This window comes from Pseudoalteromonas sp. L1, assembly GCF_021728095.1.
In the GTDB taxonomy this organism is placed as follows: domain Bacteria; phylum Pseudomonadota; class Gammaproteobacteria; order Enterobacterales; family Alteromonadaceae; genus Pseudoalteromonas.
Window position 1 is genome coordinate 131,551 of sequence record NZ_JAKKCT010000006.1, and the last position, 23,622, is coordinate 155,172.

Annotated in this window: 19 protein-coding genes; 7 read left to right on the plus strand and 12 right to left on the minus strand. The window is 40.3% G+C overall.

Going from position 1 to position 23,622, the window contains the following annotated elements:
* The first annotated feature begins 5 nt into the window (after positions 1-5).
* Positions 6-956, plus strand: coding sequence for an ion transporter (locus tag L3V38_RS17375; RefSeq protein ID WP_237120168.1), 951 nt, complete (start codon positions 6-8; stop codon positions 954-956).
* A 24-nt stretch (positions 957-980) separates the two neighbouring features.
* Here the strand turns inward: L3V38_RS17375 and L3V38_RS17380 are convergent, their stop codons facing one another.
* Genes L3V38_RS17380 through L3V38_RS17390 form a run of 3 tightly spaced genes read right to left on the minus strand, consistent with a single transcriptional unit; the run spans position 981 to position 6,130 of the window.
* Complete coding sequence (locus L3V38_RS17380) at positions 981-5,486, minus strand: EAL domain-containing protein (protein WP_237120149.1); 4,506 nt, start codon at positions 5,484-5,486, stop codon at positions 981-983.
* 12 nt (positions 5,487-5,498) lie between these two features.
* Positions 5,499-5,927 (minus strand): GNAT family N-acetyltransferase, encoded by a 429-nt coding sequence (locus L3V38_RS17385; RefSeq protein WP_130150749.1) that lies wholly within the window; start codon positions 5,925-5,927, stop codon positions 5,499-5,501.
* Between the two features lie 2 nt (positions 5,928-5,929).
* Positions 5,930-6,130 (minus strand): DUF3283 family protein, encoded by a 201-nt coding sequence (locus tag L3V38_RS17390; protein WP_130150748.1) that lies wholly within the window; start codon positions 6,128-6,130, stop codon positions 5,930-5,932.
* A gap of 140 nt (positions 6,131-6,270) precedes the next feature.
* Here L3V38_RS17390 and L3V38_RS17395 point away from each other — a divergent pair, with 140 nt between their 5' ends.
* Positions 6,271-6,966, plus strand: coding sequence for a transporter substrate-binding domain-containing protein (locus L3V38_RS17395; protein ID WP_130150747.1), 696 nt, complete (start codon positions 6,271-6,273; stop codon positions 6,964-6,966).
* On the opposite strand, the gene L3V38_RS17400 is transcribed toward L3V38_RS17395, so the two are convergent.
* The 4 genes from L3V38_RS17400 to zntR all read right to left on the minus strand — a co-directional run bounded on the left by L3V38_RS17400 (position 6,963) and on the right by zntR (position 10,143).
* Positions 6,963-7,211, minus strand: a complete 249-nt coding sequence (locus L3V38_RS17400; RefSeq protein ID WP_130150844.1) for a DUF1289 domain-containing protein — start codon at positions 7,209-7,211, stop codon at positions 6,963-6,965. The genes L3V38_RS17395 and L3V38_RS17400 overlap by 4 nt on opposite strands.
* A 99-nt stretch (positions 7,212-7,310) precedes the next feature.
* Positions 7,311-8,438, minus strand: coding sequence for a 1-acyl-sn-glycerol-3-phosphate acyltransferase (locus L3V38_RS17405; protein WP_130150746.1), 1,128 nt, complete (start codon positions 8,436-8,438; stop codon positions 7,311-7,313).
* Positions 8,439-8,591: 153 nt separating this feature from the next.
* The gene (locus L3V38_RS17410) at positions 8,592-9,746 is read right to left on the minus strand and encodes an SO_0444 family Cu/Zn efflux transporter (RefSeq protein WP_237120150.1); all 1,155 of its coding nucleotides are present in this window, start codon (positions 9,744-9,746) and stop codon (positions 8,592-8,594) included.
* Positions 9,730-10,143: a Zn(2+)-responsive transcriptional regulator gene (gene zntR, locus L3V38_RS17415; protein WP_193988341.1), complete on the minus strand. Its 414-nt coding sequence runs from the start codon at positions 10,141-10,143 to the stop codon at positions 9,730-9,732. The genes L3V38_RS17410 and zntR overlap by 17 nt, the downstream gene beginning before the upstream one ends.
* 85 nt (positions 10,144-10,228) lie before the next feature.
* Between zntR and L3V38_RS17420 the strand changes: the two genes are divergently transcribed.
* Positions 10,229-11,173, plus strand: coding sequence for a D-2-hydroxyacid dehydrogenase (locus L3V38_RS17420; RefSeq protein ID WP_130150743.1), 945 nt, complete (start codon positions 10,229-10,231; stop codon positions 11,171-11,173).
* A gap of 157 nt (positions 11,174-11,330) precedes the next feature.
* Positions 11,331-11,714: a DUF3192 domain-containing protein gene (locus tag L3V38_RS17425; RefSeq protein ID WP_130150742.1), complete on the plus strand. Its 384-nt coding sequence runs from the start codon at positions 11,331-11,333 to the stop codon at positions 11,712-11,714.
* 28 nt (positions 11,715-11,742) lie between these two features.
* Here L3V38_RS17425 and L3V38_RS17430 read toward each other — a convergent pair whose 3' ends face one another.
* From L3V38_RS17430 to L3V38_RS17440, 3 genes are all read right to left on the minus strand, one after another.
* Entirely contained in the window at positions 11,743-12,666 is a 924-nt protein-coding gene (locus tag L3V38_RS17430; protein ID WP_237120151.1) for a diguanylate cyclase, read from the minus strand.
* The gene (locus L3V38_RS17435; protein ID WP_237120152.1) at positions 12,635-16,087 is read right to left on the minus strand and encodes a response regulator; all 3,453 of its coding nucleotides are present in this window, start codon (positions 16,085-16,087) and stop codon (positions 12,635-12,637) included. Before L3V38_RS17435 ends, L3V38_RS17430 begins: the two co-directional genes overlap by 32 nt.
* Positions 16,088-16,149: 62 nt before the next feature.
* Positions 16,150-17,547: a PhoH family protein gene (locus L3V38_RS17440; protein WP_130150739.1), complete on the minus strand. Its 1,398-nt coding sequence runs from the start codon at positions 17,545-17,547 to the stop codon at positions 16,150-16,152.
* A gap of 299 nt (positions 17,548-17,846) precedes the next feature.
* On the opposite strand from L3V38_RS17440, the gene rapA reads away from it, so the two are divergent.
* Entirely contained in the window at positions 17,847-20,741 is a 2,895-nt protein-coding gene (rapA, locus tag L3V38_RS17445) for an RNA polymerase-associated protein RapA (protein ID WP_237120153.1), read from the plus strand.
* A gap of 55 nt (positions 20,742-20,796) precedes the next feature.
* Here rapA and L3V38_RS17450 read toward each other — a convergent pair whose 3' ends face one another.
* Positions 20,797-21,027, minus strand: coding sequence for a hypothetical protein (locus tag L3V38_RS17450; RefSeq protein WP_237120154.1), 231 nt, complete (start codon positions 21,025-21,027; stop codon positions 20,797-20,799).
* A 133-nt stretch (positions 21,028-21,160) separates the two neighbouring features.
* On the opposite strand from L3V38_RS17450, the gene rluA reads away from it, so the two are divergent.
* Both rluA and L3V38_RS17460 read left to right on the plus strand, forming a co-directional pair.
* Positions 21,161-21,814 carry a bifunctional tRNA pseudouridine(32) synthase/23S rRNA pseudouridine(746) synthase RluA gene (gene rluA / locus L3V38_RS17455; RefSeq protein WP_130150737.1) on the plus strand — a complete coding sequence of 218 codons (654 nt, stop codon included), beginning with the start codon at positions 21,161-21,163 and terminating at the stop codon, positions 21,812-21,814.
* Between the two features lie 68 nt (positions 21,815-21,882).
* Positions 21,883-22,776, plus strand: coding sequence for a DUF3530 family protein (locus tag L3V38_RS17460; protein WP_237120155.1), 894 nt, complete (start codon positions 21,883-21,885; stop codon positions 22,774-22,776).
* Here L3V38_RS17460 and djlA read toward each other — a convergent pair.
* The gene (gene djlA / locus L3V38_RS17465; protein WP_237120169.1) at positions 22,759-23,619 is read right to left on the minus strand and encodes a co-chaperone DjlA; all 861 of its coding nucleotides are present in this window, start codon (positions 23,617-23,619) and stop codon (positions 22,759-22,761) included. The two genes, L3V38_RS17460 and djlA, sit on opposite strands and share 18 nt — an antisense overlap.
* Positions 23,620-23,622: the final 3 nt, after the last annotated feature.

Sequence of the window (23,622 nt, forward strand, 5' to 3'; positions counted from 1 at the left end):
TCATTATTGTGCATCGTTTAAGAAATTATACTGCCCGTGTTTTTGAAGGGAATGGTAAATACCGCAGAGTAGGTCGAGCACTCGATGTGTTCTTGATGTCACTTATCATGATCAATGTTATTGCTATTGTATTAGAGTCGGTTGGTCCTTTGGCAAAGCAATATCATCAGGAGTTTTTAACGTTAGAGTTGGTATCGGTCGCCATTTTCACCTTAGAATACATATTAAGGCTTTGGTCTTGCGTGGATAAGAGCGTGCATAAAGAAAGCCCCTTAACGAACTCTAAAATTCGCATAAAGTACTTATTTACCCCATTAGCCTTAATTGATCTGATTGCTATTTTGCCCACTCTGTTAATGGTATTTGTGAGTGTTGATTTACGCTTCTTACGTGTTCTGAGGCTAATGCGTATTTTTAAACTCACGCGTTACTCACGTGCCATGCAACTGCTTCTTAATTCATTTCGTGAAGAAAGCAGCTCCTTACTCGCAGCATTTTTTATCATGGCAGTGGTATTAATCATTGCCTCATGCGGTATTTACTTAATAGAGCATGATGTACAACCTGATAAATTTGGCTCCATACCTGCAGCAATGTGGTGGGCAATGGTTACACTGACAACGGTTGGTTATGGCGACGTTGTGCCAATAACTCCACTCGGGCGGCTCTTTGGTGGTGCAATCACCTTAGTGAGTATGGGCATGGTCGCAATTCCGACAGGTTTACTCGCGTCAAGCTTCTCTGAGCAATTACGTAAACGAAGACAACTATTTACTGATGCCGTCCACGAAGCGATTGAGGACGGCCACCTGACCCCCGTTGAGCAAGAGCACTTAGAGAACTTGCGCTATAAACTCGGGCTAAGTCAGCAAGAAGCGAATAAAGCGATTCATAATGAATTAAAAAACCGTAACCGTAGCCTTTATTGCCGCCACTGCGGAAAACGCCAAGACTAGCATTTTAATCGCGCATTAGGGTTTTTATTCAGTAAACTCATCTTCCCAATGGGCGTTTAATAATGGGCTAACCGAGTCGCCAGGTACAGGCTTACTAAATAAATAACCTTGAAAATATTCGCACCCTAATTGGCGTAAAAAGTGAAGTTGTGTCTTATTTTCGACACCCTCAGCGACACATTCCTTCCCTAAACTGCGAGCAAGGGTTAGTGTCGAATTAATAATCGCTTCATCATCTTTATCAATACCAATATCATGTACAAAGCTCTTATCTATTTTCAACACATCGACAGGAAAGCGTTTTAAATAGGTGAGTGACGCGTAGCCAGTTCCAAAATCATCGATATAAATTCGACAGCCTAACGCTTTAAGTTTTTCCATACTCTGCTGCGCTTTATTTGAATCATGCATCATCACGGACTCTGTGATCTCAAAAACCACAGCACTTGGCGGAATTTCTGATGTATCCAGTGCCTGATGAATATTCTCAACAAGATGAGTACTTTCAAAATCAAGCGCCGATAGGTTAATTGAAACATATAACTCAGGGTGTGTTATGCGCCACTGACGAAGCTCGATCAGTGCTCGAGATAAAGTTTGCAGCATAATTTTTGTGATTAAGCCCGAGCTTTCAGCGGCGTTTGCAAAATCTTCTGGTTGGTAATTATCATTACTAGGCCAACGTAGTAATACTTCAAGACCTGCAACTTGCTGCGTTTTTGCACTAATAATTGGCTGATAATAATTACAAAACTCATGCTCTTGATATGCTTTGCTTAATTGAGATTCTAAATGCAAGGTGCGTTGAACTTGCAAGTTCATCTCCTGCTTATAAAACTGATAGCTCCCTTCAACATGTCCTTTCGCATGGTATAGCGCTACATTTGCAGCTTTGAGCAATGCTTTGGTGTTGTTAGCATCATCAGGGTAAATTGCAACGCCAACACTCAAATTAACTTTAACGGCTTGCAAGCTAAGCTCAATGTGGCTTTCAACACTCTCCATCACACTTGCGCACAATGCAAGTATCTCATCTATACGCTTAAAGTCCTCTGCAAGAATCATAAACTCATTGCCGTCAAACCGAGCAAGACTATCTTGTGGACGTAGTACCTGCTTTAAACGTTTTGCAACCCGCTTTATAAGCTCGTCAGATTCTTCATGTCCTAGCGAATCATTAAAATTTTTAAAACGCTTTATATCTACATTCAATAAAGCCACTTTTGTACGATGATAATCTGCTTGCTCAATGGCGTGATTAACACGATCACTAAATAAGGTTTTGTTAGGCAAGCCAGTTAAGGTGTCATAATTGGCCAGAAGATGAAGCTCATTCTCAGCCAGCTTTTGTGCACTAATATCGGTTACAATAATCACATAGCAATCTAATTGACGATTACTGCCAGCGACTGCACTTATCTTAATGAGCACTTGACGCTTTTCGCCACTGGCAACCGCAACAACATCCTCTGCAGAAAAATGTTCACCTGATTGCAGTTTTTGCATGATCCTTAAGTAATGAATACGTGCAGATATAGATAAGCCTAATGTTAGAGAGCGGCTTGAACGAGGATCCGCAGGGAAAGCAAAGGCATCTTGAAATGATTTATTAGTAGCTCGAATACGTAAATTTTTATCTAAAATAAAGACCCAATCACGCGTTTGTTCAAAGGCTGCACCAAACAAGCGTGCGTTTTCCTCAAAGACAAGCTCACGGGTCATATTCGTATAAGTTCCAGCTACTTTCTCAGGAACATTCCCATGCCATTCAACGACCTTACCGAAATCTTTATACCAACGCCATTGACCATCCGCATGACGTAGCCGATAAGTACAATTAAAGTAACCTTTTTCAGTTGATAAAAACTCTAACCATTCAAGGCGAAATGTTTGTTTATCGTGAGGATGTATCTTGGCTAGGTAATCATCCAAGTTGACCCCATCAACATCATAGCCAAGCTCATTCTTAAGCCTTGGTTGATAGATAATGAGGCTTTTTGATGACCAATCCCACATCCCTGAGTGGCTTCCTTCTAATGCAAGCTTAAGACGGGCTTCACTTTCTTTACTCTCTTTGTGGGCAGCAAGGAGTATTTGTTGCGTACGATTTCGTCTGTAAGCCCACGTTGCGACCAGTAGAGCAATCAGCAATATATATAAGAAAATAAAATGAGGGGCTCGCCAAAGGGGGTATTTAACTTCTATGTTCAAAATCGCAGGTGGCGTTAGCTCACCTGTCAAAGGGTCTTTTGCCCAAACTTTTAAATGATATTTGCCAGCACTTAATTTAGGAAAAAGAACGCGATTATTGTTGCGAGTATAAGTTTTTTGGCCATCCCCTAATTGATACTCGTAAATAATTCGCTCTTGGTAGTTAAATGCCATCGCTGAAAAGGCCACTTCAAGGCCGATATCGTCGTGTTCAAGCACAACGCTATCAATGGGTTGCTTGAGCTCTGCTGGTAAATCACGAGACATGAGATCAAGGTTCGTAATATTGACATGATCAATTAAAGCTTGTTGATAGTGGTTATCCATTGGGTAAAAATAAGTAAACCCTTTCAGCGTACCATAGACTATTTGCCCTGATTCTAGTTGTGTGAATGCCCCACTATTAAACTCTGTTGAAAGTAACCCTTCAGCCCCTGTAAATTGTTGGAAATGTAAGTTTTCGGGGTTCAAACGCCACAAGCCTTTGTGGGAACTCATCCAAATCATACCTGCTTCATCTAACACCATGTCATAAAGCAAAGTGCCGAGTTTATTTTTTTCTAAATCGATTGTGTAGATATGCTCATAAGTCGTTGCATCAAGACCTATTAAGCCGAAATTAGATAAAGATAACCACAATACATTGTTGTTATCGATAATGTAGGACATAACATTAACAGCGACGTTTTCATGTTGCTCAGGAACAGTATAAATTGTTGTTAAGTCAAAAGTCTGCGGGTCTACTTGATACAAAATTCCCGCATTATAAAAAAGAGGTGCATCCGGTTTACTTGATAAGGCAGGCAGAAACCCATAGGCCAAAAAAGGTTCAAACTCATCAAATTTGCCACCTAAACGGGTCACTTTTTGGTTATCAATATTATATGCAAACATGCCATAATCTGGATGGACATAAAGTAAATCCCCCGTTGGCATCAATAATACACCATGCACCCAATCATTAATTAGAACTTGCTGTTCAGGATCTGCTGTTTTGACTGGATTAGCTTGTCCTGTTGTCGGATCAAAGCTAAAAATACCACGATTAGTGTGCAACCACAGTTTACCTTTGTAAGGCATGATTTGATAAACGCTAAATTCTGTTGTGATCAGATCAACTTGATAGTTTTTTAGATATACTTCACTTTCATAGGTATCTAAATCGACGGCAGTTAACCCATTATGAGTGGCAAGCCAAAGGCGGCCTTGATACTCAGTCAGCCCCCAAATAGAGTGATGTGATAATCCATCGCCTTTAATTGAGCTAGCAACAACATTAATGAAGTTATAGTTATCGTAGGACAAGTAAAATGCCCCATCATTTTTAGTTGCCAGCCACATACCGCCAGATCTGTCTTTAACGACATCAATAATACTAGTATCTGCAAGTGTATAGCCGCTCTCTTTCAAGCGGGTATTTTTTATCAGCTCTCTCGTTGCTAGGGTATAATCAAATAGCCCCTTATCTGTTCCTAAGGTCACTTTTGATTCTTGTTGAATGATTTTCCAGATATTTAAATCACGTACTAACAGCTCATTATTAAAGGCAATATCAGGTGTTGTAAACATCTTATCAAGCTGGCTAATATCGACCTTATACAAGCCTTTAACAGCACCCACTAATAAGGTTTGGTCATTGACGACAGCGAAAGACTTTACATAGTTTTGATATATGTGGGCTGGCTTATCTTGCAAATGCTCAAGTTTTCTCACTTTTCCCGAAGCGATTTGATATACATATGCTCCGTTACTTGTGCCCATAAAAATATACCCTTTATAAGGGTATAGCTCGCGAATGACACTGCTTTTTATTCGCTCTGGTATTTCAAATAATGAGGTTACTTGCTTGGTTTCTAAGTCAAGCTTTGCAAAATCCTGACCTCGCCCTAGCCAAAGCGTTTTATCATCTACCGCAACCATGCTGAATACCGATTCAATGAATATTTGCTCTTCGGTAGTCGGTTTCGGGATAAATTGCTCATATGAATCTTCGCTAGGGTCATAACGAAATAACCCTGCTTGTATTGAGGCTATCCAGATATACCCTTGTGGGTCTTGATAAATACGATCGATAATTGCGTCTTCAAGCTCACCGTTGGGGCCTTTAATGTTAACAACTTCATAACCATCATAACGGTTAAGTCCGCCCTCAGTTGAAAGCCATAGGTAACCGCTGTTATCGATGAGCATGGTGTTGACATAACTTTGCGATAAGCCTTCACTTGTTGATAAACGTTTGACCTGTGCAAAGCTGATTTGACTAGATAAACAGGCTATTAGAATAGTACAGAAGATAATTCTGGATAAAAACTTAGTCATTAACGTTCCAAATTACTTACTTGGCACGGCGTCACATGTAAACTGCATTGAGACAATACCTCGATGCGCATACACCTCAAACAACGATTGCAAAGAACAGGGTAATGTTAATGTATAGTTAAACCCATTTTGTAGATAGAAATCAATTAGATTTTGATAAGCAAAAGTAAAAACGTTCCCTTTTTGTTCGGCGAGTAGAGCCTTAAGTAACTGAGACGCTACATTTTTACCACGCCACTGGGCATCAACATATAACGTTGATAAAAATAAATAGCCATGTTGATTTTGTACACGACAGGCGCCAACAATGTTTATCTCATGGTAAGCAACCCACACTTGGTCAGCTTTCGTCGCTCTACCACGCGCACCGTGTTTATTATAAAACTTATTTACTAGCGGTGTTTTTATAGGATCGAGCAAGCAAAACGTTAGCTTGGGCATTACTAACTCATTAATGACAGGTAATGCTCAAATTGCTGCTTTAAAAATGCTTGTTCAGACATGGGTCTACTATTTATGCTTGTGTACACGCCTTCTCGCGTGTTTTTACCACGCTTAATCTGGTAAGCCCAAAAAGACGCTTCATAATCTAGTTGAATTTGGTACTTTTGCTCTCTTGGCAAATTACATAAATTAAAACTCATGCTATCTCAGGAATAAAGTGACAATTTTCGCAGTATAACAAAATAAAGAAAAAATTAGCATATTAACGACGTGCCAACCTTGATTTTAAACACACATGAAAGTAAATTAACGACGAATTTATGCTCGCAAGGAAAGCACAATGCCAAAGTTTATCATTTATTTTTTTGCATTTGTTTTACTTTGCGTTTCTTACTCTACTCACGCTAGTTTGTTAATATTCAACCGCCCTGCTGATACACCGCAAGCACGTTATGTCATAGATTTACTTCGTACGGCTTATAAAGAGATTGGTTACGAGTTGCACATTATTGATTTTAATCACCAAAGTTCCTTGGCTGCTGCAAACGAGGGAATTCTTGATGGGCAATTGGGCCGCATTGCTGACGTAACACAAGACTACCCTAACCTCTTAAAAGTTGATTTCCCATTGTTCAACTTTAATTTACTGCTACTAAAAAACTGTCAAACGTGTCGTTATAGCGACCTAAAGTCATTAGCAATCCAGTCCAGCTATCCTGCTGCACAAAGTTTTTTAGATAAACACCCATTTCATGGCGATGTTATCACTGTTAGAAATATCACTGCTCAGCTAAATTTACTGACGCAAAAACGCGTTGAAGGAACCCTCTTACTCGACTTTTTGCTATCAACGAAACACCCTAACTTTGATCAGAGTCCATTTCATAAAGAGATATTAATGCCCATGCAAAGCTTTCACTTTGTACATAAGCGCCACGCGGCATTAATCCCAAAGCTGACAGCAGCATTAAAGAAGTTAGATGAGCAAGGCACAGTGCGATTTTTAAAAAACAAATATAACCTTACCGACTTCTAAAAATCGAAACCACCTTGCTCAGGGCTAGATTGTGTGTGTGCAGCGGCATTGAGTTTTTTCTGAAGGAAGCGTTTATAACGTTGCTGACATAAAATAATGACTTTTCTTTTTTCCGCATTACTGAAGTTATTCCAATGAAATCGCTCATCACGGCTACGATAACACCCTTTACAGTAACCACGGTTATTAACCTGACAAATTCCTTTGCAAGGGCTTGGGATTTCAAATATTTCAATTTGTTGCATCACAATTTGCCAGTAAATTAAAGGTACTGAAAGTATAGCCTGAAATTTAGTCATAAAAAAAGCCACTTAAAAAGTAGCTTTTAAAATACCTTACTCTGATTAAGATTCGCTCGTTGCAAGCTCCGCTTTACGGTGAAATGGCTTTGCATACATAGCCAAGACCAAAGGCTTTAATTCTTCAGGAACTTGGCTTAAACGCGTATCAAATGCTTCAGCGTCTTGTTTATCTATTACTGCTTGTTTACAGCCACCAGCAATATAATTACCTGGATGTAAGAAAAACGAATCAACAATTTGCTGATCAATGGTTTTTGCTAATTCCTCTGGTGATTCACAACCTGATTCGATTGGCTGGCCAAACGCTAAGTGAACATGCCCTTTAGCGGTACTGAAACCTTCAACAATGCTGGCTATATCTTCACCTTGCTGCTTCACATACTGGCCATGTTGTTGCTTATGATATAGCTCTTTTGCTTTTGCAATTGCACATGGTTCATACTGATAAGAAATAGAAACAGGTACTATTTTTAGCTCACGCACATAATCTGCAAATTCTTTTTTCTGTTTACGACCTTGTAATTGCAACATTTTAAGTAGTGCAGGATCCGTTTGGTCAAAACCATCCTTCGCACGACCTTCTTTTTGCGCTATCCAAATAGAGTGGCCTTCAGCCAGTGAATCATAAATATAAGCAGAAAGTTGCGATAGCGCTTTTAACATTTCTTTTGGTGCTTTTGCCGAGCGTTTAACGATAAAACTCTTATTTAAGCGCATTAACTCAGTAATATATGGAATTTGCAGCAGGTTATCACCAATTGCGATGCGAACAGTCGGCATGTTGTGCTTAAACAAGCCCCAGTTAACCAGAGCAGGGTCAAGAACAATGTCACGGTGATTAGAGATAAATAGATAAGCTTGCTTCGGATCAAGTTTATCGATACCTGAAAATGTGACTTCCGATGTAGTACGAGTAATTAGCTTATTCAGATAATCAGCAACTTCATGCTGAACTTGTTCAACTGAGTTGGTTTTACCCCACTTTTTTCTTAACTGCTGACGTACTAATGGGCGTGTTATAAACGGAAAATAAGATAAAAAGCGTGGTAGATTATACTTAGCGATAACATCCACAAAGGCATTATCAGCAATTAAACGTGCCACTGAATCTGCAACTTCATCATCATTGTAAGGTCTTATATCTGCGTATTTATCCACACATTCACTCATAAAAACTACTTAAGTTAAAAAACGGCACGCTTAGCGTACCGTTTAAAGAATTGGCGGATTATAACTCAGGCAATTTTAAATGCGAACCGAGACGCGATAGTTAACCAATATCTTCTCTCAATTGTTATAAAAATATATTTTTATAACAATCAATTAGCTAATGCTCTTACCAGTCTGTGTTGACTTCTTTAAGCACATTTTTAACACTAACCTCAACATTAAAACGACCAATAATACGCCACACACTAAGCTCAACCAGTGCGGTAATACTTGATGTTCATCCCCCATCATGGGTGCCACCACAAAACCAAACTCAGACACTAGGTAATCCGTTAAAAACCCGAATAGTAATGCAACGCCTATTACACCAATTAGATAAGCAACTACAGCGCGTTTTCCCAACTCTTTACCCACCACACCCAGTGTTGCAATATTTGTGGCAGGGCCTGCCAACATAAACACCAACACGGCGCCTGGTGATACACCACTGAGCAATAAACCTGCTGCAATAGGGGTTGAGGCCGTCGCACAAATATACATAGGAATGCTAATTAAGATCACCACCAGCATTGCAAAAATACCACTCCCCCACTGACTCAAGTACGACTCAGGCACATAGGTTTGGACCAGTGCGGCAAAAAATAAACCGATAACCAACCATATCATGGTATCTTCAAGCAACTTATTGCAGCTAAAACTTATTGCGCGTTTAAGTTTTGCAACCCCCCCTTCAATTTTAACGGCTTCCTTTTTGCTTGCGCAGCAGCTTGTTTTCTCAACAGCAGGAGCTTGCTCTGTACTACAACAACTTGATGCAGGCTCTTTCGCGATTGCTTGCTTGGTGCTACAACAACTACTTGTTACTTTTTCATGGTTATTATTCGAGGCTTTAGTATGCTCATCATTAATTTCACTCTCTTTACCAACTAACATACCAGCAGCAATTGCACTGCATACAGCTGCAATCGGCCTGATCACTGCCATAAACGGGCCTAATAAAACATAAGAAACAGAAACAGAATCAACACCTGTTTCAGGGGTCGATACTAAAAAAGCCGTCGTAGCACTTTTCGAAGCGCCAGCCCGTCTAAGTCCTATAGCGGCAGGGATCACACCACATGAACACAATGGCATTGGAGCGCCAATAAGAGCAGCTTTAATTGTGGTCCAAAGTCCTTCTTTACCAAGATGACGATTCAAAAAGTCAGTAGGCAAGTAAACATTTAATAGCCCTGCTATTAATAACCCCAACATCAACCAAGGGGCAGACAGTAAAAATAACTGCCAAAAATTAGTGAGTAAGTCCATCTATATCCTCCAATGTCGTTAATATAGAACAATTTTCAGCTGGCTCTTCACCGCCGCAACATTTTTGAGCTAATAGCGATAATGAATCATAAAACCGTGTTAACTCTTCAATACGCTGAGCAACTAAATCACGTTTTTGTAGCGTCATTTCTTTAACTTCATGGCACGAATGCTGATCTTTATGAATTTTTATTTGCAACAACTCATTTATTTCAGACAAGCTAAATCCCACGTTTTTAGCGCGTAAGATAAACGACATCTGTTTAATGTCTGTATCTGTATAAACACGGTACCCTGACTCCGATCGCGAACTAGGCGTTAACAAACCATGTTTTTCGTAGTACCTTAATGTATCTGTTGAAACACCCAACTTGCGGGCAAATTCACCTATTTTCATCACCGTCTCCATTTAAAAGCTTATACGTACTATAAACCTTGGAGTACACCCTAAGGTCAAGCATTAAATTAAAAAAGGAAAGCACATGAATATTACCATCCTTGATACCGCCACATTAGCAGATACCTCATTAGATTCGTTGGCAAACTTAGGAACGCTATCTTGCTATGATTTAACAGACCCACAAGATGTTGTTTCTCGTTGTCAGGATGCCGATATTATCATTACTAATAAGGTTGTTATTGATCAAAAAGCGATGTCGCAGCTTAGCAACCTAAAACTAATTTGTGTTGCAGCAACCGGCACCAATAACATTGATTTAGATGCAGCCAAAACACACAACATTGCTGTCACCAATGTGGCAGGCTACTCTACCCCTTCTGTGGTACAGCATACATTTGCACTTATCACTAACTTATTAGGTAATACGCACCGTTATATTCAAGATTGCCAATCTGGAAAATGGCAGCAAAGCCCTATGTTCTGTCGTTTAGATTACAGTTTTAATGACATGTCAGGCAAAACACTTGCGATTATTGGTTATGGTTCACTTGGTAAAGCGGTTGCTGATGTAGGCCGTGCTTTTGGTGTTAATGTAATAATAAGTGAGCGCAAAGGGCATGCTCCTCGCGAAGGACGTGTTAGCTTTGAAGAGGCCATCAAAACAGCAGATATAATCAGTGTTCATTGCCCGCTGACCGATGAAACTCGCGACCAAATCGCAGCTAAAGAACTCAATATGATGAAATCAACAGCTATCCTAATAAATACAGCACGAGGGGGAATTATCAACGAAGCTGATTTAGCCCACGCCCTTGCTAATAATGTGATTGCGGGTGCCGGTGTGGATGTGTTGAGTAAAGAGCCAGCAGAAGAAAATAACCCACTTGCTATTTATCAAGGTGACAACTTACTCCTAACACCTCATATTGCTTGGGCTAGTCAAGAATCAATTGCTCGACTTGTGGCTGAAATAGCACTTAACATCAACGCCTTCAGTCAAGGTGAGGCACGTAATAGACTGGTCTAAAAAGCAATTTTTTAGTCAAATAAGCTAAGTAATGAGTTCCATATTACTTAGCTAGCTCGCAAATACAAATTAAACCCTTGATTATAAAGAAAATAAAATATTGGCAAATGGATTGCTATATATGAAAAAACGAAACGATAAAACAAGGGATATAACAATGAAAAAAGCACTTCTTATTGCCGCACTAACAGCACCTTTTTTAACTGGTTGTGTCATTGCCGTGTCAGATGGTGAAGCCGAAACTCACTGGGCAGGCGACTCGTCAACAAGCTGGCAAAAACACCACAAAAATAATCGTGAAGTCATTGCAAACTTAGCACTTGATACGCCTTACCAAACGGTACTCAACAAACTAAGCACACCTAACTTTACAGAGTTACTTAAACAGGACGACGGTGTATACCAAGTACTTTTTTATGCCACTCATAGCATCCACTCAGACAGCAAAACGACCAAAGATGAGTGCACCCCTTTGGTCTTTAAAAACGATAAATTAATTGGTGTGGGCGACACTATTTATAAATCACTCAGCAATAGCTAATTACTTTATGCAGGGGTAGACAAATAACCTACTCCTGCATTGTCGCCGATACTAATCGCGATACCACTTGATCGCGCCCAGCTCCTTTGGCTTGATATAAACCTAAATCGGCTTCTTCAAGAAGTGTTTGCTCAGCATAAACTTGTCCTGATTCAGTGGTAGCAATACCAATACTTATTGTTACATACTCTGAATTTAAAGAGGCCTTGTGCGGAATATTCAACTTATTAACTGCGTTACGTAATTTATTAGCAAATGCAACCGCCTCTTTTGCGGATGTATTCGGTAACACAGCTGCAAATTCTTCGCCACCGTAACGGGCAACAAAATCACTCCCTCGCTCACATGAGCCAACAAGTGCATGCGCTATTTTTTTAAGGCAATCATCACCAGCACGGTGACCATAACAGTCGTTGTAACGCTTGAAGTGATCAACATCCATCAATAAAACTGATAAAGGGGTATGATCTCGCCTTGAACGTCGCCACTCCCTTGATAAGTTTTCATCTAGGTAACGTCGATTAGGAATTTCAGTTAAACCATCAATCGATGCCAACATTTCGAGTAGATCATTCTTTTGTTTGATCATTAACTGATTGCGAACACGGGCACGAACAATCGCAGCGCTAAAAGGCTTAGTTATGTAATCCATCGCCCCTAGCTCAAGGCCCTTGGCCTCATCATCATGGCTGGTATTTGCGGATATAAAAATAACAGGCAACATGTTTGTTGTGGTATTTTCTTTTATTTTCGCTAGCACTTCATAGCCATCAATACCAGGCATAACAATGTCTAATATTAATAAATCAACGGGTTGTGTTTTTAAAAATGTAAGTGCTTTTTCGCCACTTTCAACACAAAAAACATCGTAATCTTGTCGCAATGTTTTTTCTAAGACCAAGCGATTTAACGGATCGTCATCAACAATCAGTACCTTGGCTTTTTTCAACATTTGTAGATCCTTGTTCGATGATAAATGCAATAACTTGTTTTATTTGTCGTTGCAGCTCATCGTTTAATAACTCAGGAAGCTTGCCTTGCGTTTTAAGTTTAGCCTCACACTGTTTAGCACATGCTGACAATCGCTTAAAACCTAAATTACCAGCAGACCCTTTTACATTATGCACAACTCTAACCAGTTCTTCTGTAGTACTTAAGGTAGAAATTTCTAATAATTGCTGTGCGGCCATAGTGGCAAACTTTGATAACATAGTTAATACCAAATCACTATTATTTGCAAACTGAGTTAAAACAAAAGAATGATCAAAAAACGGTTCAATGGGTTTATCAAGTTCACTCATTGCTAAAAATAGCTTATTTGCAACAATTGGCTTTGTTAAATGCTTATTCATACCTGCAGCGACAGATTGTTCAATATCAGCAGCTTCACTATGAGCGGTTAATGCATATATAGGCATCTGCTCTTTTGTGAATGATTGCCTTATAATTCGTGTCGCCTGACAACCATCCATCTCTGGCATTTGAATATCCATAAAAATCAGATCTGGAGTTAAACTCGCAGATAACTCTATTGCTTTTGCACCGCTATCAGCACAAACAACAGTAATATTAGCCTGCTTTAGAATACTTTTAATAATATTTAAATTAAGTGGATTATCATCCACCGCGAGCACTAATAGACCTGATAAATCTGTAGTTGATGGTAGTAACGGGCTGCTTTTTTTGGCGGTCTGTGTGGTTTTATCAAGCTGTAAGCAAAAGCTAAATTCACTGCCCTTACCCTTTTCACTTGTGAGTTTAATTTCCCCACCCATCAATGCGACTTCATATTTAACAATTGCTAAACCAAGTCCTACACCTTGATGAGAACGAGTAAGCGACTCGTCTCCTTGCGTAAAAGCATCAAATAATCGGCTTTGATCAGCATCGCTAATACCAATCCCCGTATCCTTAACCACAAAGCAAATAAGTTGCTGCTCATCAGACTGTTCAACTAAACTAAGACTCAGTTTTACACTGCCATGTTCTGTAAATTTAGCCGCATTGGTTAATAAATTTGCGAGGACTTGCTGTAGACAAATTTGATCACCCAATAAATTTGCATTAATGGTGTCATCACATTCGACGATAAACTCTAAATCTTTTTTACTGCAAAGAGGCGTTGCAATCCCTTCACAGTAATCAATTAAGTCAGCCACGCTAAATGGTGCCTTATTTAATTGCACTTGTGCACTTTCAACACGGGCAAAATCAAGCATACGATTAAGTAGTGACAACAAACTATTTGCTGCCGACTTAGCTTGCGATGCGTAACCTCGCTGCTCTTGCGATAAACCTTGTAAAGCGATTACATCTATTAAACCTAACACCGCATTAAGGGGCGTACGTATTTCATGACTTAAATTCGCAATAAAACGACTTTTAGCTAATGTCGCTCTCTCCGCATCATTCTTTGCCTGAATTAAATCTGTGACATCTTGCACGTGCAAAACATAATAATCAGGGGTTTGTTCATTATCCCATACCAAGGAGACACTTATTTGCAACCAACGCTTTTGCTCTTGTTGAGGTAAGCTAAAGTGATAAACATTTTTCTTCTCACTATGAAGCTGCTCAAGTGTTTGCGTTAATTTTTCTAGTGATTGCTCAACGAATAAATCAGCCAACATGTACTGACTGGGTATATTGTAGCTTTTCTGCATTGAAAATATCTGGCGGGCGGCTTTGTTAGCCTGCAACACTTGGTAATCTAGAGATAATAAAATAACCCCATTCGCAGCATACTCCATGGCACTTTTGAGCTTTGCCTCTGAGCTTTGCAACGCATTAAGTGCTTCATGCTGCTCTGTTATGTCTCTACCAATGGTCATCGTACCTAACAGTTGCTGATGCTCATTATAAAATGGCGCAATACTGAGGTTGTATGTTTTATTATCTGTGACTAAGCGCTTTTGATAGACTTGGCGCTCAGTTAACACTTTTTCTTCTAATAAATTGAGCTCAGTATTATCTTGATTTGTGTTAGTAAACTTTTCACCAACGAGTTCTTCTTGTGGCATGCCTACGTAACTTTCGTAAGCTTTATTGCAACCTAAAAAAACACCGTAAGTATTTTTAAAATAAATGAGATCTGGCACATTGTTAAGCATAGTGTTTAACAAGGCTAAATGACGTTCTTTGGCATCAATACTACGTCGTAATTGCTCTGATTTTACTTGAACTTGTGAATCAAGTGCCTTATTGGCTTCTTGTAAAGATGTAACTAGCTCTTCATTACGTTTAAAGACCTGCTTAACTCTGCTGAACCATGGCTGCCAATCTGTCGGTATACGATAATGTAAAAGCGGGTTACTGTTCTCATTATGCTGATCTAAATAGCAGATTAAGTGTGTCATGGGCTTAACAAATATACGTTGGCTCAACCAAAAAACACCACTAAACATCATTATTAAAAAGACGCACAAAAATATAAACTCTACAAGAATATCGTAACGAATTGGCTCACTAAGCGCCTGTTTAGATTCATAAAAGCGGGTGTAGATGGGCAAGTTGTCTGAGGGCTGAACTAAGTAGCTATGTAATTTTTTTGCGGGCCGCTTAGTGTCAATAATCATTGGTTCAGGCCAGTAATCACCTGCACTGACGACACTATTTAAACGCACGTCAGAGCTGGCTATAACTTGGTTATGTTGATTTATAAAAATATACTCACCCTGCGGTGGCGCTATTTTCTGCAACCAATTTGAAATTGCTTCTAAATCATAAATTAAAATGATGTAGTCATGGCTTGTGGCGGTTCGCTTTTTACCAATTGCAAAATAAGCACGCTCATTCACAGTAATGACTTGGCTTGACGAAAGCGTGTTGTCGTTCAATTGCTGTGGTTTAAGTTTATTGTCGAGTATTGTCGTTAATAAGGTGCTGTCTGCGGTTGAGCGCCGCTTGGTATAAGCAAAACCTTGTTCATTAACATAAGCAACCGCTTGTAAAGATTGGATAAGTGAGAGCGTGGTATTAAAAGAAGGTCCTAATGCAATAACTTGGCGCCACTGTTCAAGTGCATTAGATGTTGAAGCAAACTTACCTTGTCCAACTATTTCACCTACTTCGTCACCAACTGGCTGATAATAATAATGCTCAAATTGGTTTACATCTTTGGTCCAGCTTGGGTCGAAATCATACGATAATGGCTGCTCGTATAATACAAACATGGTATCAATCAGCCCATCGGCAGCACTCATTGCATGGCTCAGTTGAGCTGAAATATTGCTAAAGCTGCTGTGGCGATTCTCAATTGCACGCTCAAGTTTTAAGTCATACAAATGCAAGCATAAGAAAAATGCCACTAGCAATGGCACAATCAATGCGACAGTGATAGAGCGGTAATAACGTTTAAGTGGTAAAAAGTTCACTAGCTTTAAAGTACCTTGCCTCGGAACTTTCTAGATTAACGAGGCAAGGATCTGCTGGCAAGTTATAAATTTTCTTCAGCAAAGCTTGCCAAGCGACTACGAACAACACCATTTAAGTTTACGGTGGCACTTCCTTCAAAATCTTTAAAGCGTTCAACAATGTAAGTTAAGCCTGAGGTAACTGGAGTTAGGTAGTTACTATCAATTTGCGCCAAATTACCTGAACATATGAGCTTGGTTCCTTCACCACAACGCGTAATAATGGTCTTCAATTGTGAAGCCGTTAAATTTTGGCTTTCATCTAAAATCACCACGGCATTTTGAATACTACGACCACGCATAAAGTTCACCGATTTAAATTGCACATTGGCCTTTTCCATAATGTAATTACGACTCGAAATCGGGTTTTCATCACCTTTATGTAACACTTCTAGCGTGTCTGTGATAGCAGCCAGCCAAGGTGCCATCTTCTCTTCTTCAGTTCCAGGTAAGAAACCGATAGATTCGGCAATTTCAGGTGTGTTACGGGTGACGATAACTTTATCATAAATGCCTTTTTCAATAATCATTTCAAGGGCACTGGCAAGCGCAAGTAGCGTTTTACCACAGCCTGCGGGGCCAGTTAAAATAACCAACTCAATACTTGGGTCAAGTAAGGCATCGAGCGCCATACCTTGATAAACATTTTTTGGTTTTACTCCCCATGCCGTATGGCTCATCAGGCGCTCAACACTGATATCTTTTAACGTGATTTGTTTATCATCATAACTTTTTACTCGCGCAGCAAAGTGATCGCTACTATCAAGAATGTATTCATTACAAAATACGTCACTGATGGTATTTTTTGCTACATGGTGATAGGTGTCCCGCCCTTGTTGCTCAGTTTCGCATTCTCCTACCTGTTGCCAAAAATCGCCTTCTATCTTTTTATAGCCACTGGTCAATAAGGCAATGTCATCAATTAGCTGATCTGTCCTGTAATCTTCAACAAATTTAAGCCCTGCCCCTTTGGCTTTGAGTCGCATATTGATGTCTTTCGTAACAAGCACCACCTTGCTGTCACTGTGTTGTTTTTGTAGATGCACCGCACAATTGATAATACGGTGATCATTTTCATTACCTGGTAAACCAGAAATACTGTCTGCAAATAAGTGGTCGTTAACAATAATAAGTCGACCTCGAGACTGAACTTTCGCTTTTTTATTACTGGGTAACGCCACCCCCTGTAACATTTGCTCTGGGGACGCATCTTTTAACACTTCATCTAAACCACGAATAGCAACACGAGCATCACGGCTGACATCATGTTTTCTATCTTTAATGTGGTCGAGCTCTTCTAATACTGTCATGGGGATAACAACATCATGTTCTTGGAAAGATAAATAAGCGAGGGGTTCGTGGAGTAATACATTGGTATCGAGCACATACATTTTACTATCAAGGTTCGAAGCTTTTTCCATAGCACTTTCCTTACGTTTTATGATTTTTATGCTATACCCAAGTAACTAAACAAACGGGAATTGAACCTGTTATTTATTTGTTAGGTATATACTCAGTTTAGTCTATTTGTAGCAAAAGTCCTTTTTATGACAGCTAAAATTACAATTATTTAAGTGATTAAAATACATACAAATTCTATCCAAAAAAATGACTTTAAATGATTGACTAAATTTAATTGTATAAGGCGAGTTTACTGCCTTGAAGTACCAAGACGATACAGGTAACATAGCCGCCTTTTTTCTTCATAGATGAGACATATATGAATTTTTCCTTAGGTCAACGTTGGATCAGTGATACAGAGTCAGATTTAGGATTAGGCACCGTTGTTGCCCTTGAAGGCCGTCAGGTCAGCATTTTATTTCCTGCCAGTGGAGAAAACCGTGTTTACTCTTTAACTGAAGCGCCTGTTACTCGTGTCGCATTCAATCCAGGTGATACTATTCGCAGCGTTGAAGAATGGGAACTTGAAGTTGAGTCTGTTGAAGAACAAGGTGATTTATTGTGCTACCACGGCATTCGTACTGACAACGGTGAGAAAGCACAATTAAAAGAAACCTTTTTAGATCACTTTATCAAATTTAATAAACCACAAGACCGTTTATTTGCCGGTCAAGTGGACCGCTTTGATCGTTACACTCTTCGCTACCAAACTTGGCAACACCAGTTTGAGCGCCAACAATCACCACTTAAGGGCTTAATTGGTCAGCGTGCCAATCTTATTCCTCACCAGCTGTATATTGCTCAAGAGGTCGGTAAGCGCTTCGCACCCCGTGTATTACTTTCAGATGAAGTTGGCCTTGGTAAAACCATTGAAGCGGGCATGATTTTACATCAGCAAATCATTACAGGTCGCGCAAGCAGAGTGTTAATTGTCGTGCCTGAAAACTTACAGCATCAATGGCTTGTTGAAATGCTACGTCGTTTTAACCTACGCTTTTCTATTTTTGATGAAGAACGCTGTGACGAAGCATTTGCAGACTCGCCAAACGTATTTGAAACCGAACAGTTAGTACTTACTAGCCTTGAGTTTTTAAGCAAGAAAAAGCGCTGGTTTGAACAAGCTACACTGGCTGACTGGGACTTACTGGTCGTTGATGAAGCTCATCACCTAAGTATTAATAATGGTAAACCAAGCACTGAATACCAACGTATGGCAGAGTTGAGCCAAGACATTCCGGGGCTTATTTTACTAACAGCAACACCCGATCAACTTGGTCACCGCAGTCACTTTGCGCGCTTGCAATTACTCGATCCTGATCGTTTCTACGACTACGATGCGTTTGTTGAAGAGGAAAGTAACTACAAAGATGTTGCCGAAGCAGCCAACCAACTCCTTGCTGAAAAGGGCTTGGTTGATGCATCACGTAACGCGTTAAAAGCACTCTTAAAAGAAACAGACATCAGCGAATTACTTGCAAGTGCAGAGCAAGGTGATGAAGCTGCCCGTAACGAAATTTTATCTATGCTATTAGACCGTCACGGCACGGGACGTATTTTATTTAGAAATAGCCGTAGTGGCATCGATGGCTACCCTAGCCGTAAACTTCATGCTTACCCTATGGCAATGCCAAAGCAATATAAAACAGCCATCTCAGTTTTGGGCAATATGGGAGGTATTCAAAACGCAGAACTAACCGCTTTGCGTGCACTGTTTCCTGAAAAGATTTTCCAAGAGTTTGAAGGTGAAAATGCCAGCTGGGGGGCATTTGACCCTCGTGTTGATTGGCTAATCGAGACATTAAAAACACTTAAGCACGAAAAAGTCTTACTTATCTGTGCTAAAGCTGAAACTGCTATTAGCCTTGAACAAATTTTGCGTGAGCGTGAAGCAATCAAAGCGTCTGTTTTCCATGAAGGAATGTCAATCGTTGAGCGTGACCGTGCGGCAGCATTCTTTGCCGATGAGTACGACAGCGCGCAAATTCTGCTGTGTTCTGAAATTGGGTCAGAGGGGCGTAACTTCCAGTTCTCGCACCACTTAGTATTATTTGATTTACCTCTTAACCCTGATTTGTTAGAGCAACGTATCGGTCGTCTTGACCGTATTGGTCAAACCCAAGACGTAAACATTCATGTGCCGTATTTCGAGAATACCGCACAAGAAGTCCTATTACGTTGGTACAACGAAGGCCTTGATGCATTTGAAACAACCTCAACAACAGGCCAAATGCTGTATAAAGAGTTTGGTGAAGAATTACTTGAGTTTGTTGGCTCTCATAATTGTGACGAAGAAGAGCTTGAGCCACTTCTAGAGCAAGTTGCTAAGCAAAATGCTCAGTTGCGAAAACAAATGGAAAGTGGTCGTGACCGCTTATTAGAGCTGCATTCAAGTGGTCAAGGGCGTGCTGAGAGCCTAGTTGCTGACATTGAAGAACTAGACGATCAATTCACGTTGCCAAGCTACATGATTAATGTGTTCGACACTTTCGGCGTCAGCCAAGAAGACAAAGGTGAAAACACCATTATCTTAAAACCAACAGAGCACATGCTAAACCCATCTTTCCCATGTTTGAAAGATGATGGCATTACAGTGACGTTTGATCGCAGCACGTCGCTTTCGCAAGAAGACGCGCATTTCATCAGTTGGGATCACCCTATGGTGCAAGGCAGCTTAGATATGATTTGTGATGATGACTTTGGTACTGCGTCTGTGGCGTTACTGAAAAACAAAAAGCTACCAGCCGGTACCTTCTTTGTTGAGCTTATTTTCATTGCTGAAGCTATGGCACCTAAAGCACTACAAGTGGGGCGTTTTTTACCACCTACACCTATTCGTATTTTGCTGGACAAAGGCAGTAATAACCTAGCTGACAATGTTGCCTTTGACGCGTTTAACCAGCAACTATCAGCCGTGGGCCGTCAAACAGCAAGTAAGTTAGCCAGTGCTTTACAAAGTGCTATTCACCCAATGATCACCAGCGCACAAGGCATGGCACAAACAAAACTTGAGGCACTACGTGCTGAGTCGTTAGAGAAAATGCAAACAGCACTTGCTGAGGAACAATCGCGCTTAGCCGCTCTTAAGCAAATCAATCCGAATATTCGTGATGAAGAGCTTAACTTTTTTGATAAACAGCGCAGTGAACTGACGACTTATATTGAAAAAGCCCAAGTTAAATTGGATGCAATTCGTTTGATTGTGGTTTCGCACTAACGTTAAATAGCTAAACTCAAACTACAAACGCGATGTGTTTTCACATCGCGTTTTTTTATGCAAAAAACACCACAAGGGTAATAATTACGGCCAATGCCGCTAGCTTGCAAAATAACTTAGCTAAGCTTTTGTTTCTTTTTATTAAATCGTCTTTGTAAGCTTGCTTCAAATATACTGCTTGTAGGTCTGAAAAGCCTTTACAATGCGGACACTCTGGCTCAAGGTCATTAACTTCTAAGCCACAACGTGTACAAGGTTTACTGCGAATTAAACCAAGGCGAAACATTCACTTGTCCTTTTATTTAAACTCCATAGCTGAATTTACTGTATCTTAGCTGCTACTCGAAAACCAGCACTGGCATTGTGTATGCGCTCATACTCCTTTAAAATAGCGCCCTTGCATATCATCGAGGCTGGCTGTGTTACTCAATTATAATCCCCCAATGACACCTTATTTAAGTATTGTTTATCAAGACGATGACTTGCTTATTGTGAATAAACCAAGCGGCTTACTCACTGTACCAGGGAAAGATCCAAAACACGCCGACTGCCTAATTGCACGGGTTAATCGCGTATTTCCAACAGCAAAAATTGTACACCGCTTAGATATGGCAACCTCGGGAATTATTTGCTTAGCAATGCACAAAGAAGCGCATCGTAACTTAAGCATGCAATTTCAAGATAGAAAAACCGCTAAACGCTATATTGCACGCGTGTTTGGTAAACTCGAACAACAAACTGGCTCAGTGGATTTACCACTTATTTGTGACTGGCCTAACCGTCCAAAGCAAATGGTTGACCATGACAATGGCAAACCTTCACTAACCCACTTTAAAGTGCTTGAGCATGAAGACAATGCAACTCGCGTAGAGCTCACCCCTATTACTGGTCGCTCACATCAATTACGTGTTCATATGCTGTCTTTAGGCCATCCTATTTTAGGGGATAGACTGTACGCCCACCCAGCAGCATTAGCGATGGCGCCAAGACTGCAACTGCATGCAGAAATGCTCAGTTTGGCTCACCCTGTCAGTGGTAAAGAAATGGTTTTTGAAGCCACACCTGAGTTTTAACAATAATATTGCTAAATATTTAGCATGAGGTGCCGATAGTCTAATTAGACTTCAGTTAGGGTATCGGCATGACTTTAAGAGTATTAAATACATTACTTTACGCCACTAGTTTTGCGTTTATAAGCAATGTAAGTGCACTCGACTTCATTAAACCAACACCTTGGTCAAGTATCGTTAGTAACGATATTCAACGCTTTATTCCTGATGGTGAGGTACGTACCTTGCTTGCTGGTGATGATGAGTTTATCAGTCTTTATCGTCAATCGATGGCTGCCACTCAACGAGGTGTGGTTTTAATTATTCCAGATTGGCAGCATCCGCCTACCAGTAATACAGGCCTAAACTTTCTACGTAAACAGCTTAATGACTTAGGTTATGCAACTCTTGCCATGACGATGCCTGATATAGATTGGCATCCTGCTGACACTGATACACAATCAAGCGATACGCAAAGTGACACTACGACAGAATCAACAGAGCCAAAAGAGCAACCCCCTCACTTTGTCTCTGCAACTCCGACAATTAGTGATGCTGTACTCAATGACTATAAGCTCAAACTAATTACTCGCTTTAATGCGCTCTATAATAATGCCTTAGATGAACAAGGGGCTATTATCGTCCTTGCACAGGGTGCCAGCGCGGGGCTATTAATTGAACATTACGCTAGCTTTCCAAATACCAGTGTGAACGCATTCATCAGCCTAAGTGGTTATTTACCTAATAGTGAGCGCAATCAACACCTTAACGCAACACTATCGACAATCAGTCCACCGCTACTGGATATATTTTACAGTGAAGGGAATCAAGACATAATACACAGTGCTCATGAGCGAAAGCGCTGGGTAAAACGCCATGCAAAGTACGATTATCGTCAAAGAGAATTGTTTGGCTTACCCACTGAGCCTGAGCAACACGAGCGGCTGCTCAAAGAGGTAGACGGCTTTCTACGCCGCCTTTTTTAAATATTCGTACGCAGCTTGAATATCCTGACTTTTCTTTACTGCAACTTCCATCATATGTTTTGGTAGACCCTGTGACACAAGCTTATCTGGGTGATGCTGCGCCATGAGCTTTCGATACGCAACTTTGATATCACGCGAAGTTGCATCATTGCTTAATCCAAGCAATGCTAAGGCTTGGGCACGGTTCATGCCATTATTCGGTGGCACTCGATGGCCTTGTTGCTCATTGTGCGTGCTGCGTTGTTGATTTTGCTGCTCATAAAAACGTTGCTGTTGCTGACGAAATGCAAACTCGGCTTGATAACGTTTAAGTAAAAATGAAAACTGAGTACGAGATATTCCTAATTGTTTGCTGACTTCTTGCAGTAATTGCTTTTCTTGCTCTGCAAGGTGACCATCGGAAAACGCCATTTGAATTTGTATTTCTAAAAATAGTTGTAATAAGTCATGGCGGCGGGCGAAACGCTCTTTAAAATCATGAACCGTTTCTTTTAGTGAAAAGTCACTTTCTTTACCACTTCGAAACGCATCTTGTGCTTCGCGACGCTCATCACCTGACAAGTTCATCTCATCCATAAACAAACTAGCGGCACGAATGTGAGTTTCACTTACTCGACCGTTTGATTTAGCAATGTGCCCCATCACAGCAAAACAACTCGAGAAGAACAATGCTTGGCGTTCGTTAATATCATCGCCTTTAAACAAACCTGAAAAGCCCCCCGCTTTATCAAAGTCTTGTTTTAAGGTGCGATCAAACATATGACCAAGGTATAAACCGAGTAAAGCACCTATGAATTTTCCAAACATAAAGCCAAAACAAAAACCCAGTACTTTTCCCCACATCGT

Excerpts from the sequence above, each read along its gene's own strand:
- L3V38_RS17440 (WP_130150739.1), bottom strand. The coding sequence starts at position 17,547 with ATGGAAAAAGCTTCGAACCTTGATAGTAAAATGTATGTGCTCGATACC.
- L3V38_RS17405 (WP_130150746.1), bottom strand. The coding sequence starts at position 8,438 with ATGAGTGAATGTGTGGATAAATACGCAGATATAAGACCTTACAATGAT.
- rapA (WP_237120153.1), top strand. The coding sequence starts at position 17,847 with ATGAATTTTTCCTTAGGTCAACGTTGGATCAGTGATACAGAGTCAGAT.
- L3V38_RS17425 (WP_130150742.1), top strand. The coding sequence starts at position 11,331 with ATGAAAAAAGCACTTCTTATTGCCGCACTAACAGCACCTTTTTTAACT.
- L3V38_RS17430 (WP_237120151.1), bottom strand. The coding sequence starts at position 12,666 with ATGTTGAAAAAAGCCAAGGTACTGATTGTTGATGACGATCCGTTAAAT.
- L3V38_RS17450 (WP_237120154.1), bottom strand. The coding sequence starts at position 21,027 with ATGTTTCGCCTTGGTTTAATTCGCAGTAAACCTTGTACACGTTGTGGC.
- L3V38_RS17395 (WP_130150747.1), top strand. The coding sequence starts at position 6,271 with ATGCCAAAGTTTATCATTTATTTTTTTGCATTTGTTTTACTTTGCGTT.
- L3V38_RS17385 (WP_130150749.1), bottom strand. The coding sequence starts at position 5,927 with ATGCCCAAGCTAACGTTTTGCTTGCTCGATCCTATAAAAACACCGCTA.
- L3V38_RS17460 (WP_237120155.1), top strand. The coding sequence starts at position 21,883 with ATGACTTTAAGAGTATTAAATACATTACTTTACGCCACTAGTTTTGCG.
- L3V38_RS17390 (WP_130150748.1), bottom strand. The coding sequence starts at position 6,130 with ATGAGTTTTAATTTATGTAATTTGCCAAGAGAGCAAAAGTACCAAATT.
- djlA (WP_237120169.1), bottom strand. The coding sequence starts at position 23,619 with ATGTGGGGAAAAGTACTGGGTTTTTGTTTTGGCTTTATGTTTGGAAAA.
- L3V38_RS17420 (WP_130150743.1), top strand. The coding sequence starts at position 10,229 with ATGAATATTACCATCCTTGATACCGCCACATTAGCAGATACCTCATTA.
- L3V38_RS17410 (WP_237120150.1), bottom strand. The coding sequence starts at position 9,746 with ATGGACTTACTCACTAATTTTTGGCAGTTATTTTTACTGTCTGCCCCT.
- L3V38_RS17400 (WP_130150844.1), bottom strand. The coding sequence starts at position 7,211 with ATGCAACAAATTGAAATATTTGAAATCCCAAGCCCTTGCAAAGGAATT.
- L3V38_RS17380 (WP_237120149.1), bottom strand. The coding sequence starts at position 5,486 with ATGACTAAGTTTTTATCCAGAATTATCTTCTGTACTATTCTAATAGCC.
- zntR (WP_193988341.1), bottom strand. The coding sequence starts at position 10,143 with ATGAAAATAGGTGAATTTGCCCGCAAGTTGGGTGTTTCAACAGATACA.